At 52.9% G+C, this 13,731-nt stretch carries 10 protein-coding genes; 2 read left to right on the forward strand and 8 right to left on the reverse strand.

Going from position 1 to position 13,731, the window contains the following annotated elements; translation table 11 throughout:
• Positions 1-221: 221 nt before the first annotated feature.
• From AC07XF_RS19455 to AC07XF_RS19470, 4 genes are all read right to left on the reverse strand, one after another.
• Positions 222-1,895 carry an AAA family ATPase gene (locus tag AC07XF_RS19455; RefSeq protein WP_495027735.1) on the reverse strand — a complete coding sequence of 558 codons (1,674 nt, stop codon included), beginning with the start codon at positions 1,893-1,895 and terminating at the stop codon, positions 222-224.
• A complete protein-coding gene (locus AC07XF_RS19460; protein WP_495027736.1) occupies positions 1,892-5,737 on the reverse strand; it encodes an Eco57I restriction-modification methylase domain-containing protein in 3,846 nt (1,281 codons plus the stop codon). The genes AC07XF_RS19455 and AC07XF_RS19460 overlap by 4 nt, the downstream gene beginning before the upstream one ends.
• A complete protein-coding gene (locus tag AC07XF_RS19465; protein ID WP_495027737.1) occupies positions 5,727-9,035 on the reverse strand; it encodes a helicase-related protein in 3,309 nt (1,102 codons plus the stop codon). The genes AC07XF_RS19460 and AC07XF_RS19465 overlap by 11 nt, the downstream gene beginning before the upstream one ends.
• A gap of 328 nt (positions 9,036-9,363) precedes the next feature.
• The gene (locus AC07XF_RS19470) at positions 9,364-9,681 is read right to left on the reverse strand and encodes an HVO_A0114 family putative DNA-binding protein (protein ID WP_495027738.1); all 318 of its coding nucleotides are present in this window, start codon (positions 9,679-9,681) and stop codon (positions 9,364-9,366) included.
• A gap of 863 nt (positions 9,682-10,544) precedes the next feature.
• Here AC07XF_RS19470 and AC07XF_RS19475 point away from each other — a divergent pair.
• Complete coding sequence (locus AC07XF_RS19475; RefSeq protein ID WP_495027739.1) at positions 10,545-11,828, forward strand: S-type pyocin domain-containing protein; 1,284 nt, start codon at positions 10,545-10,547, stop codon at positions 11,826-11,828.
• 15 nt (positions 11,829-11,843) lie between these two features.
• Positions 11,844-12,083, forward strand: a complete 240-nt coding sequence (locus AC07XF_RS19480; protein WP_495027740.1) for a pyocin S6 family toxin immunity protein — start codon at positions 11,844-11,846, stop codon at positions 12,081-12,083.
• A gap of 77 nt (positions 12,084-12,160) precedes the next feature.
• Here the strand turns inward: AC07XF_RS19480 and AC07XF_RS19485 are convergent, their stop codons facing one another.
• The 4 genes from AC07XF_RS19485 to AC07XF_RS19500 all read right to left on the reverse strand — a co-directional run bounded on the left by AC07XF_RS19485 (position 12,161) and on the right by AC07XF_RS19500 (position 13,663).
• On the reverse strand, positions 12,161-12,361 hold the full coding sequence (locus AC07XF_RS19485; RefSeq protein ID WP_495027741.1) for a type II toxin-antitoxin system RelE/ParE family toxin: 201 nt from the start codon (positions 12,359-12,361) through the stop codon (positions 12,161-12,163).
• Positions 12,358-12,657: a type II toxin-antitoxin system Phd/YefM family antitoxin gene (locus tag AC07XF_RS19490; RefSeq protein ID WP_495027742.1), complete on the reverse strand. Its 300-nt coding sequence runs from the start codon at positions 12,655-12,657 to the stop codon at positions 12,358-12,360. Before AC07XF_RS19490 ends, AC07XF_RS19485 begins: the two co-directional genes overlap by 4 nt.
• Before the next feature lie 117 nt (positions 12,658-12,774).
• Positions 12,775-13,047: a hypothetical protein gene (locus AC07XF_RS19495; protein ID WP_033052005.1), complete on the reverse strand. Its 273-nt coding sequence runs from the start codon at positions 13,045-13,047 to the stop codon at positions 12,775-12,777.
• 55 nt (positions 13,048-13,102) lie between these two features.
• Positions 13,103-13,663: a YbhB/YbcL family Raf kinase inhibitor-like protein gene (locus tag AC07XF_RS19500; RefSeq protein WP_495027743.1), complete on the reverse strand. Its 561-nt coding sequence runs from the start codon at positions 13,661-13,663 to the stop codon at positions 13,103-13,105.
• Between the last annotated feature and the right edge of the window lie 68 nt (positions 13,664-13,731).

A 13,731-nucleotide genomic window follows, 5' to 3' on the forward strand; every position in this document is an offset into this window, starting at 1 on the left:
CCACACTCGCCCCACTAAATGGGGCGAAAACCCGCCAACCTCAGCGACGACAACCCTTTGATTTCCCAGCTAATGTTCAGGTGACATGAGGGCTCCTATGTGCTCGAACCCGATAGGAGCTATGTCATATCTTATGAACCCTTTGACGTCGTTACCCCGAAAGCTCTACAGCTCGAAGAGCGATTAACGCCACAGGAACGCAACCCATGGCCCACATTTCACTATTGCGCCTTCAATACCTGCTCAAGCCGATCAATCATCCGTTTAGCACGGCGAACTTCTTCTTCATAAAGTGGCGCAACATTGCCATGAGATGCTGGGTTCAATACACGCTCAGTCATCTCTAAAACATGATTAACTGCTTCTATAGCTTCCATTCTGGCCCAGCCGTCGTTAACCAATACTTGGTGGAGACCGTTGCGTTTGGACTTTAGGATGCCTATATCTTTGGGTTGGAGGGCTGCATTGCCATCCAAATCTGCGTTATCGAGCGACAACAATAGTGCACGGTGTTCCTTGGGAGTGCCTTTCAACACTTTTTCGTAAAGCAAAGCCGGAACATCCGCCAGCAATTTATTACGTGCGGCACGCAGGTTGTCGGTCAACGAGAAAAACTCTCCCGGAGGCAATTGCTTTCCCTCGGCCCATTCGCGGTAACGCTTAGCCGTGTCTTCTGCGGCCTTGCGGAGGAACATAGCAGCCTCCTCAATGTCGTGACCATTGAGATAGTCTTCTGCCTTTTCCAGGTCGCTCTTTTCGCTTCTGACTTTTATATTCAGGGCTGCGCTACCCTGCAAGCTTACAAAGCGCCAATGAGTATGGCGAGTATTGATACGACGGCGGCACTCCCGGAAGAAGCCAAGCTCATGGGTGAGAATGATTTTCTGGTAGTTGGCAAAGGTATCAGACAGAAGAATATCAACCACCTTCATTCGATTGCTCATGTCCAAGCTGACAAGCAGATCATCCAAAACCAATAGTTTGAGATCAGATTCGTGCAAATTGACTAACGAAGCAGCAAAGCGCACGGACAACGCCAACTGGGTCAGCTTCGCTTCATTCAGAAAGCTTTGAGGGCGTTTGATCTCCTGACCATCGATCTGGATGCCGAACTCAATCTCCGGTAGCACAAACTGGCTGTCACTTTGCTTGGTGCCGGTAAACGACGGGGACGTGGTCACCATTAACTTCAGCGTGATCTTAGCGGGATCATCATCCGCGAAGTGCTTGTCGTAGAAATTCTGGGCTTCTGTGCTGATGTCATCGACGATCCCTGAGAGAACCGCTGCAAAAGCTTGGGTATCTACAGCAAACTTATCATAAGCGATCTTACCCCCTCGCCCGCGAGCCCCCGTAGGGTTGGGCGCGCCTGCTTCGATCTTCCGCCACATGTCATAGGGTATCTGCCCGCTGGTACTCACACAAAACGGAAGGATTTCCTTCTCGAAAAGAGGCCAAATGTTGAAGCGCTCGGAGTTTCGGAAGTGTGAGAAGCCGAAGAAAAAACGATAGGTGATGAAATCACTGGCCAGATCGCCTTTCAGTATCGCAGGCTGATTTAAGGTGCCGTGGTCAGTTTGGCTGATCCGGTAGGTGGTGTCGTTGCGGGTAGCAGTGTCGCGCAGCGTCAGGGCAATTTCGCCGGAGCGAGGCTCGGCCTCACTTTGCTCATAAAGGTTGAGCAGATTCTGAGGATCAGCCGGATCAAAGTATTTGACAATACCGTTGCTTGGCTTGCGGGCGCTTTGAAGGAAGGTGTAGAGCGCCCAGTAGAGTGATGATTTGCCTGCGCCGTTGGCGCCATACACCAGCAGATGCTGGCCTTCGAGTTTCAGCGAGAAATTGCGAAAAGCCTTGAAGTTGGTAATGGTGATCTGGTGCAGGCGGCTTTTCATACCTTGCCTTCCTCTTTGATAATAGCCAGGAGATCAGGACTGTCCGCTGTTAGACGCAACAGGCGGTTGCGTATTTTGGAGTCAGGTGCGTTGAGGGTACGGTACAGGCTGTCGAGGAAGTTTCGCTGACCGACCTCACTTGCGCCGGGATCGTAGGTTGTAAGATGTGGTGCAATATCATCGAAAAAGAGCAGATCACGCTCTACCATATGCTCTCGGAAGTAACATTCCATCACGCAGGTATCGATAAGCTCTTCGAGGAATTGAGCGGTAGCATCAGCGCCGACACGCTTGGAAAACTGGACTAAGGGAACCAGTTTTTCAAACAGAGCCGACTGCTGAGCTGTAGGCCTCTTAAGAGGGATCTTTCCCAAGAAAATTTTCTTTATCCGATAGGCGTTTCCAGAATATTCTGGAAAGTTATCCCTAAAACAGCACCTGAACACCGATGAGTTAAGAATTGCACAAAGCGATCCAATTTGCTCAGTCTCGGATGTAATCATGAAGCAGGTAGTATCCATGAACATCTTGCAAGACTGATCATAATAAAAGGGTAAAGTTACTGCTATTTCTTGAAGAATAATTTTTGGCTTAGAGAACCCCCCAAGATAGGCGCAGCTTCGAAGATTGCTCCAATGATCACCTTTATCCTGACGTTTTTTAAGTGCACCCTCCCACTGGAGTAAGTAATTCCATAAAACGGGGTAGTCTCGCTGTACGTTAACCGGTGGAATCCCAGCCTCCCGCACTCCATTGTGGACATTAATCATCCACGTCCCGTCCCACTTGGTGACATAGCGTTCAATATTTCGTCCGCGAAGGAGCGGCACAAGCAATTCGGCACAGCGCGGATCTTCGGACATAAAGGCATCGCGCTGCTCTTGTGTAATGTAGAAAGCATCGTTGAAGCCAGTCTTGATGCCATAGTTAATCTCAACATTCCAGCTTTCAAGCGGTATTCCTTGGGCTTCAACCATATCCTTGATGCGCTGACGGTCTTTGGAAACAACGACCCAGGGAGCCTCACTGAGGTGGTGTTGCAACACACTATTCTGTAAGAAGTAACCTGCCGGATCGGCCATTGCGGTGCGGTCGTCAGTAGCATAGCAGGATAGCGTTTGGTGGATAGACGGTTGTTTATCAAACTGGACAATACAAGTGTAGGTAGTAGCTGCGCCAAAATTTTGGGCCATGCCAAAGTCCAGCACAGCTCTGGTATTAACCTTGGATGCAAGAAAGCCACGCAGCTTGTCACCGTAACCGGCACGCATCCACTTGTTTGAGGTGATATAACAAAGCTGGCCGCCGGCGCGTAGGAGTTTCGCGCCTCGTTCGTAGAAGAGGCAATAGATATCAGCCGTGGCGGAGTAGGTCTGATAACCCTGCTTTATCCAAATGTCCTTCTGAGCCTTTGGAAACTTCTGAATCTGAATGTAAGGTGGGTTGCCAATAACAATATCAAACCCGGTTTCGCCAAACATCCATTCCGGATCAAAATAAGAAGCACTGGCGTTTTGATCGTAGGGGTCCCAGGTGGCTAGTGCATCAGCATCCGAATCAGGCCAGCCGTTGCTTTTTAATTCAGCGGAAATATCTTCGCGAAGTTTCCTATCTTCTTCTCTATACTTGCTTTTTGTACGTGGCGTTTTAGCACTAAAAAGGGCGCGTCGAACTTTTTTTAAGTTCTCCTTTAGCCTTACTAAGTTCTCAGACTCATAAAGCTCAATTTGCACGCTTGGCCCTTCGCTGCTAATTAATGTATCAGCAGTGACGAACTTTGTTTCGAGGTTGGGCAGCGGACGGACGCCAAAATTTTCACGATCGCGGTTGACGTTTTGATCGACGATAAGGGAGATGAAAAAGCGAAGTTTACTCACCTGGATGGCGATAGACTGGATATCTACACCGTATAGACAGTTTTCGATTAGGTAGAGTTTTCGACCGTAGTCATCGTCGTTATCAGCAAAATCCCGCTCAAGGGATTCGCGCATTGGGGCGGAATCGAGCTTGTCGAGTTGAGCCTGTTTCCAGAGGCGGTTTTCCGGGTCGAGCTTGGAGAGAATATAAACGAGCTTTTGCAGCCCCCCCATTGGAAAGGCTCCGGAGCCACAGGCTGGATCGAGAATTTTGCATGTATCGATGGTCGCGATGAGAACAGATACTTCACTAGAATTAAAAGGATGCTCTTTTTCTGTGTAGGTAAAAAGGAGATCCAGCCCGGTCTTGGCATCGGCTTCGGACATAGAAGCTTTTTCCACCAGTGCGCCAGTAAGATGGGCTTTCAGCGACTCATCCACCATGTAATCGACAATAGAGCGAGGGGTGTAGAAAGAACCTGTCTGCTTGCGGGCTGTGGTTTTGGTCTCGGGGTTGTAAGCCGCAAGGAGGTTCTCGAACACCTGGCCCAGGAGTTCGGGATCGAGAGCGATTTCCTGGTCAATAGGCGTGTTTTCAACGATTGTGAATTTATAACGCTCCAAGATGTGGATAAGACCACGGACTTCCTCATTCCTTTTATTAGTAAGCCCGAAGGCATCGTCGCCGGAAAGATCGACGCGCCGGGATGCGCCGAAAAAGAGGAAATCCGGAAGGGCGAGCAAGCTGTCTTTACGGTCGGAGAAGCCGTCTTCATAGATGATGACAGGCCCGCCTTGGGGACCGGTTTTAGTCGGATGCGGATGGTCAAGGCTCTCGAAGAGTCCGCCGTTGAGGAAGGGCGTGTGGGCTTCAAGTAAGGCAATGAAGTCTTGGGGCGAACGGAGTTGGTCTTCGTAACGCAGGAGGTTGGTGATGTTCTGATGCTGGCCTTCCTTTCGGAACTCACGCTGGCCGTGGGTCTGGTTGAGGGTGGCAAAGAACAGGTTCTGAAGGACGGCCTTGTAGTAGCGGGTTTCTTTGGATTCAGGGTCGAAGGATTTCAGAATGGAGCGTTGAAGCTCGACGGGGTTAAAAAGTGCATCAGGAACAAGGCCGCGTTGTTTGATGAACCAAACAAAGAGGGTGCGCGTGAGAAGGCGAATAAGGTTCTTCGCTTCATGCTCTTTGACTTTTTCCGAATCGTGGAAGAGGTCGTATTTGTCGGCTTTGGCATCATAGAAGGGAAAGCGGCAGTGCTGTTTGGCCCAAAAAAACCAGTTGGAAAGTTCTCTGTAGAAGTTTTTGTTGAGCAACTCAACATTGAAAATTTCTTCCCAGGTGGCGTGGAGCGTGTCGAAATTGTTGATCGGCAATCGCTGTGGATGGACTAGGTTTGGCAATGCAAATGACGCCAAGATGTCCAAGTGGCCGCGATGAGGCTCAAAAAGGGAAATTTCTCGAATAATGGTGACTTTTCCAAGAACATCTTTTTGAGCGTCGCGCTTATGCTGGCGGCGGTTGATGACGGCAATGGATAGCACAGGTTTTTCGGCCGAAAAGTGCTTGATAAGCACCATGACAGGCATTGGGAAGATCCGGTTAATTTGGCGAGCTATTCCTGTAAGTTTTCCGCGCGAGTAATCGCCTGGACTTAATTCAATAGCAATGAATACATAGGATTGCAGCAGTGAGGTACGTACTGATTCATCCTTGAACAATGCTGTCGTATTGGATAGCTCCTCGTCCGTAAGCTGGAACAGTAGATCAGCCGACTGCCAGTATGTAACCAGTGCGGCAGGGTGGTCGAGCTTGGTCTCGGGATCGAACTGGTCGCGGAAGTCCTGGACCGAACGGGTTTCGACAGTTCTATCCGATTCGTAACCCAGCGTTGCGAACAGCTCCAGTGACGCCTTACGTAATGGCTGGTCGTGGAATTTCTTAATGCTTTGGCAGATTGCCTGTTTGAACTCTGTATCATTGCTCATTCTTGATCACCAGCCAGGTAATTAGGTCAAAGTCGGTAGTGGTTTTCACGACACTCTGGGCGCTGATAAGTTTTCCACCACGCCCAGCAAATAGGTTTCCTGCATTTTTTCGCCCGAACTGCGCCGCGATGGATGCAACAGCTCCGTCGAGCAGGGTGCTGTAGCGGCTCATATCCCCGCCATTATTGGATTCAACGTCGAACAGCTCGCACAGTTTGCTGTAGGGCTCTGCTTTCCCTTGGCATAGGGCACGGAAGATTTCCAGCACCTGCTTGGGGGCAGTGAAGTTGTAGCGCACCTCACCGTCATCGCGGATGTAAACAAGGAAGTAGGGTTGCAGTGGATTCACCGCCTCATTGCCTGCTGCGTCGAGGCGCTGCTTCAAGCAATAAATGACGCCAGGCTTGATAACCTGATATTCCGTGTGCGGTGGCACCAAGGCGTAGAGGCCGAATGGGGCTTCTTCGAGTTTTTCCCGGTTGGCCTCGATATAGGCGGCCAGCTCCATGCGGAAGTCATCCAGCGTGAATTCGTTGAAAGCAACGGATTCGTTGAAGTCTTCGAGATCGAGCACTTCATCCTTCAGGCGCATGAGCTGTTTGTCGCGGTAGCGCATGTCTTCCTTGATAAGGTCTTGCAGGTCTTCGGCCTGAAGGACGTTGTCCTCCGCTGTGGCGGCGATATCCACCAAGGCCATACGTGCTTCGACTCGGTTCTTCAGGTTGATGTACTTGTTAAGGTCAGGTGTGGGCCAGAAGTTGACGAGCTGGATTGCCTGATTGAGGCTGCCGATACGGTCGATGCGACCAAAACGCTGGATGATGCGTACCGGGTTCCAGTGGATGTCGTAATTGATGAGGTAGTCGCAGTCTTGCAAGTTCTGGCCTTCGGAAATGCAATCGGTGGCGATGAGGATGTCGATCTCGCCCGCCTGCGGCATGGACTTCATCTTGGCCCGCTGTTTGGCACGGGGGGCGAAGTTGGTGAGGATACGGGTGAACTCGGCCTGACCGAAGGTGCTGCGGTTGGGACGTGCGCCACCGGAAACCAGGGCAATGTGAACTCCCAGCGTTTTGTGCGCCCAGCCTTCCAGTTTTTCGTACAGGTAGGAGGCGGTATCAGCAAAAGCGCAGAAGACGATGAGCTTGCGGTTCTCTTCGCCCTTCGTGTTGGTGCTGGGGTGCCGCACCTTGTGTTCGATGAGTCGCTTGAGTTCGGCGAGCTTGGCATCGCGGGAGGCATCGACCGCCTGGGCATCGTTGGCCAGCCGTGAAAGCTGCTGTTTGTCTTTGCTCAGATCATGGAGCCATGCGGCTACGTCCAGATGTTCCATGCGGTATTTGAGCTTGGTACCCACCTGAAAGGCCTGAGTCAGTTCCTCGTCTTCTTCCTGTGGGTCTGCAAAAAGCTCGGTCTGCACATCGTCAGCCGCATTGGCCTGGTGTTGCTGGAATTGCTTGAGCCGGGCCTCCAAGTCTTCAATCTTGACCACGGTGCGTTCCATCGTGATAGCGAAGGAGTGCACGGAACTTTCCAGCCGCTTGAGGAAATTCACCTTCATCATGCCGATCAGGAATGTCTCGCGATTCGCCTGACTGAAGTTCAGGACGCTGCGATCCTCGTATTGATCCTTGAACTGATCCAGCACGTATTGAGAGGGTTTGAACAGGGAAAGTTGGTAGTTGTCGATCTCATCGTTAAGCCGGTCGTAGGAGAGGAAGCGACCCTTGAGGTCGATTTCCGAGAATACCGATTCCGGCTTTTTCCGCTTGGGGAACTGGCCGATCTGTTCCAGCGAGTCACGGTAGTACTTCTTGATGTGCTTGCGTGAGCGGGCGATGGTCAGTTCGTCCAACAGCGTGAAGAAGCCCGCTGGCAGACGTTCCATTAAGTCGCGTGCGTCCTTATCACCGGTACGCTTTGCCCATTCGGTGAAGGTCTTTTGCGCAGTGGTGAGGGTGTCCTTGATGCTCGAGATGCCAAAGCTTTGCGAAAACGAGGTGTCTCTCCCTTCCGTGACGAAATAGAGTTGGTTGCGCAAATCTCCAAGGTCGTTGTTTACCGGAGTAGCGGAGAGCAGGAGCACCTTAGTTTTTACGCCGGACTGAATGATGTCCTCCATCAGCCGCTGGTAGCGGCTTTTTCGGATGATGTTGCCGTCTTCGTCCTGCTTGCCTTTGGTGTTGTTGCGGAAGTTGTGCGATTCGTCGATGACGATCAGGTCGAAGTTACCCCAGTTGAGCGTGGCCAGATCAATACCATCCACACGCCCACTGTCACGGGAAAGATCCGTATGCGACAGCACGGTATAGCCAAAGCGATCCTTAAGAAATGGATTCAGATCGCTGTTGTTTTGGGCTAGAAACACCGTCCAGTTGTCACGGAGTTTTTTGGGGCAAAGCACCAGAACACGATGGTTGCGCAATTCGTAGTACTTGATGACGGCAAGCGCAGAGTAAGTTTTGCCCAGGCCTACGCTGTCTGCCAAGATGCAACCGTTGTGTTCGTTTATTTTGTGGATAGCGCCTTTGACACCATCTTTCTGGAAGTCGAATAGCGCTTTCCAAATTTCGGTGTCGATGATGGCGGTTTGGTCGAAGAGTGCGGCATCGGCCTCCTGCCCGGACAGGAAACGCTCGAAGACGTGATAAAGCGTCTTGAAATAAACGAACTCCGGCGCATGATCGACATAGAGCTGCTCCAGGTATTGCAGAACTTCTTTTTTGACGTCGGCTACCAGCTTTTCGTCATTCCATATTTCATCGAACCACTGCTTGAGGTCTGCCCTGTCCCGGTCGCCATCGACGATGAGATTCAGTTCGATGTTGGGCGTGCTGGACAATCCCAAACCACGCTGGGTGAAGTTCGAGCTGCCCAACAAGGCATGTTCGCGCCGGCCATCGTCGATATGATAGAGCTTGCCGTGCAGTAGGTTGGCCTGACGAATAGAACGGATATCGACCTTTTTACGTAGCCATTGTGCACAGCGACGGGCAATCTCCTTTTGCTGTAGCCGGTTGGCAAGCGCCAGACCCTCGTCCTCGATCTTGAATACCTTCTTATCGGTTTTTTCCGGATCGAGCGAGGCAATAAAGCGGGGCTCACCGAAGAGGAAGTTCAGATGGTCAATCTGATCGAGTTGCCCAGATAAGGCTTCATAGGCATAGATGGTGAAGTAGGCCGATACGACGGAGAGCTGACTCCCCATAGCCATCTTTTCGGACAGGAAGTCGGCCACGTTTCCACGTGTGTGGTTGTCGCGGATGCCATGGCTGAGGATATTCTTTTGAGTTGTCATTTATCACTCACTTAATTGATGCGGCAGCGCGACATGCGTCGAGGTCTCCGTTCTGGATTTGCCTGTCCGCTCTCTGCGGTTAGAAGCCTGCTGGCACACAATGCTCACAGCCAGTTTTGACTCCGTCGCTTGGCACGCATATGCAAAGCGGGCAAAAAAGAAAAACCTTGTTCGACAAGCAGTTTCTGGAGTATCGGGTACTTTGGCGCAAATCTTTGGTTCAGACTGGGTGGATAAGCAAGGGTCTGAGCCAAGTTACGGAAGATGGAGCGTGTGCCACTTCGCACTTCCTCCAGACGCAAGTGTTCCTAACTCATATCTATGGCCATCAGTCCAGCACGACCAAGAATTCGGTCGCCAACGCCTTCGGCTGGACATCCCGAACATTTCGTTGCAATGAGACTAGTCCGTAATCCGCCATCAGACGCAGGGTGCGCGACAGGTTCGGTACCTTGCGGCCGCTGAGTTCGGCCAGTTCGGTCAGTGACTTGGGTTGCTTCTCATAGATCAGACGCAGCAACCGGCGGTTGTCGTCTGAGAGCACGGCGGCCAGCGATGCTAAGGATGGGAACCAAATGCTGGGGATCTCGCTCCCGCGCAGAGGCAAGCCATGCGGCTGCCGGACACCGACGATGCAGCGTTTCATGATTTTTGGTCCAATGAAGCGTTGACCTACAATTGTATCAGTGTCTGATAATCATCGTCGATCAAGAATCAGCTGCTAGTCGCCAATAGCGCGACCGCCCCATGTTGCCAATTGGGCGGCCATTATCCCTATTCGCGGCGACTCTATCGACCAGGCGGATTCGCCATGTGCCATATAAGTAATTGATTCGTTTAACGTACTGAGGCTTATCAACCGCTTCCTATCACCCTACCCCTATCGATATCGGCCCTTTGACCGATAGGCACCAGAAAGGATACGCAAGTGAATGGCACAACAAAGGACAATGAAGGCGGGAATCTCCTGCCACTGCAGGGACACCTTCAACGCCCGGTTCAGTGCGGTTGACAACTGCTTCTTCTAGCCTATTTGCTGCCCATAATGCGAAGCAAACAGTGTGTCTCGCAAATGATTGGGTTGATGGGCAAAGGAGCCTACCCAAGCATCAACCAGAAGGTCCCGCGTCCCTCTATTGACACTAATAACCTCCAGACCAATCTGAATGCCACAAATTTGCCACACTCGCCCCGCTAACCGGGGCGAAAACCCGCTAACCCCAGCTGCCACAGCCCTTTGATTTCCCAGCTAAACCGCGCTAACGTATTGATTCTAAACGTCGACTTTTAGGACTCCGAAGGCAGGGGTCGTGGGTTCGAATCCCGCCTGGTGCACCATACGTTGTAGCGAGAAAGCCTCAGGCCTTATAGGCCTGGGGCTTTTTTGTGGTCGTTGTCTCGTCCTGAATCAATCGACCGATTCGGACAAATGCCGCAAAACTATTTTTTGCCCGGCGCGCTTCACGCTCTCCAGAATGCCTCCCCGAGGACTTTACCAAAGGGAAATTCATGCGCTTGATAAGGAATGCCGACAAGGGCTTTGAACAAACCGAAAGTCCCAGCACTGCTGCCCGATTGGTGAACGACGCGCTGATGCGAGGTCGCCACAACATCGACGGACTCGCCAATTTTGGGAGCCATTTCCGCATCAGCAGCGACAGCGAAATTGTCGAGGCCGTCCGCAAGGGTGATTTGCTGTTGATAAAGGAACGCTTTGCCAGCTCAGGCGGCGGCTTCATGGCTAGGTCAGCACCAGCGCCTGAACCGGTCTACATCCCCCCAAATGAACCATGGCCACAAACCAAGCCTCGCGACGATCAGGTCTTTGCCAAATCCTGCATCCCTGAAAACTGGTGTCGCACCGACGCCGGCGCCGCTTTGGAGCCCGCTTCGAATTTCGGCAAGGTAATGGTCGCAGGCGCCATGCTTTTTCCGTCGGCTGGTACCGCCGTAGCGACGGCACTCGGCGCCGACCTGGCACTAGGTCGCATGGCCGGTGGCGGCATCCTGCAGCAGCGTCTCAATTGGGCGATTCGCGGCGCGGGCGGGCCTGCCAGTGTTTTCATACTGGGCATGCTTCCGAGCAAGATGGGCGACGGGACGCTTCATACCGACACACAGTTGCGCAGCATGACCCACGCACCTACCCGTGTGCGTTTTCAGTTTCGTCGCGATGCCGAGGGCGCACTACAGGTCTACGGCATCCATACCACCGCATCAGGCGACGACACGGTACGCACGGTGCGAGCCACGTGGAACGCCAATAAAACCGCCTTGGAGGCCAAGCTCAATGGCATCACTATTCTGTGGACGCCCCAGCGCGGGCCACTAGGTCAGATGCCCCCGCTGATCTACCCCGACGGCAGCGGGGAACAACTCGGCACTATTCTGGTACACCCGATACCGGACAACACCGACAGCCAGATAGAAGGACTTCCCGGCGAAGACATCACCACGGACGACTGTATTCTGGTGTTCCCGGTAGATACAGGCTTGAAGTCGCTGTATGTGGTGTTTGCTCGGCCTATTGGCGGCGACTACAGCTACCATCCCGCCCCCAAAACACTGACGGCGTTCCCAGACGCCACACGTGCAAAACAAATGTCGAGCGTCCAGGGCGGAGGCAAAAAACGAAGTCGTTGGAAAGATCGCAAGGGCAGAATTTATGAATGGGATTATGAGAACGGCAGAGTTGAACTCTACGACAAGCAAGGTAAGCACTTGGGAGAGTTCAACCCCGAAACGGGAGAACGTACAAAGGATGCTGAACCAGGGCGAACCACATCAAAGTGATATCGGAGAGCAATAATGTTTTTAGAGATTACGGGCTTTCTTGCAGGCGACAACGAAGACGATTCGATCAAATTTGAACTCGACGTTAGTCCTGAATTTGAGCAAGCGGTTATGGACATATTGGGTTGGGACAGCTTAGCGGCAGAGGCTAATGGCGAGCTTCCACTAACCGGCGGGCAGGTCCAACAGTTAGAAATTGCGATCCAACAGTCACTACCGAAGGAGTTGGAGCTATTCATCGGTGTACGGGCATAGCAGAGCCAGTCTCTAGCACTGTGCAGTACGCGTTCGACCTTGATCCCGTCGTCCATCAAACAGTAGAAAATCAGATATCAGCCATGGTGAAGCATTCGCAATCCCTTGGCGCAATCGTCCCTTGAAGCACCCAGACTCGGTTGTTCGACCAATCGTGTGCACTGCCTGCGTAGCTCGCCCACAAACGTCCGTGCCCGTTCAGGATTGTCTCGGGCGATAAAACGAGCGACTTGCAACAGATCGTCCCGTGCCAGTGCAGAGAAAATCAATTGCCTCATGGACGGTTTTGCTCGGCTGCTACCTCATCGATCAGTGCATCAAGCTCGGCAAATACTGCATCGGCAGCAATGGCCGGACGCGGATCATTGCGGCTGGTCGCAATGGCTTCACGAAGTTCGGCAGCATGCAGCCGATCCAGCAGCTGTTGATAGGCCGCGTGCGGTAAAAGATAGGCGGCTGGGCGATTGTGGTTGAGCACGGCAACAGGCTCGGAACCAGCTTGCTCGATTACCGTGCTCGGGCTGCGCTTGAGCTCGGTAATGCTGACCGAACGGCTTGCAAGTAGCTGCTCCATGGCGGCTCCAAAGGTACGTAAAAAAGTACCTGATAGTGTGCCATTCTCTGCATGGGGGTCAACGAGTCTCCGACCAGTGCTGTGTTGGCGCACAAAAAAACCGCCGAAGCGGTTTTTTCATTCTGTCGTCCAGTCAAACTCGTCATATTCGTCGTCGTCATCCTCGTCGTCCTCAAAGAATTCCTCTTCAAGGTCGTCGTCTTCAACAACGTCTTCTTCCGGCTGATTCAGCAGAAAATCCTTGCGACTCTCGGTAATCGCTCGCCGCAGTTCCTCGCCCTTTTGCGGGCAGTTGAGCATTTGGGCGATGCGGTCGATTTTTTTTGCCACGGCATCCTCCAACGCATCGGCTATGGCCTGATAGTGCGCGCTTTCGGGGGTGGATGCCAAATCCCCGGATGCTACGCACTTCAGTTCTCTGCAAATCCGCTGGGGCGATCAGCCTTTAGCGGTGATAGCGCCGCACCACGCTGCTGTTTCTGAGGACGTGGCCTTTGATTTTTTCCAGCAGCTGCGCACGGGTCAGGCCGGCGGGCAAGGCTTCCGGGGCCAGGTCCAGGGCGTAGATCTGGATGATGTAGTGGTGCGCGCTGTCGCCAACGGGCGGGCAAGGGCCGACGTAACCGGTGGTTGTCTTGCTGTTGGTACCGCCAACGCCCTCAAGACCGGGTTTGCTCCCGGCGCCGGCCGGGATCTGGTGGGTACTGGCCTTGATGCCGTAATGCACCCACTGGTCGACGCCCTGGCCCTTCTGGCCGTCAGGGTCGTGCATGACGATGGCGTAGCTTTGGGTGGCTGCGGGGCCGGCGTTCCAGTTCAATGCCGGGGAAATGTTATGTCCGCCGCAACCCGCGGAATCGCTCGCAGCGGCCGAAGTGAACAAACGGTCATCGGAGACTCCGGGAATGTTCAGGGTGAAGCGTTCCTGGGCCTGCGCCGGGAACTGCACGCAAAGGGCGACAGCTGCGGCTGCGAGCCAAGAGTTGATTGAGGTCAATCGGGTCATACCGTAGCACCTTGTGCGTGTTGGGCCGTCGTCGGCGTGCAAACTATAGCCGGACCGTACGCGCCGTG

It is taken from the genome of Pseudomonas sp. GW821-FHT01C01, from assembly GCF_059422645.1.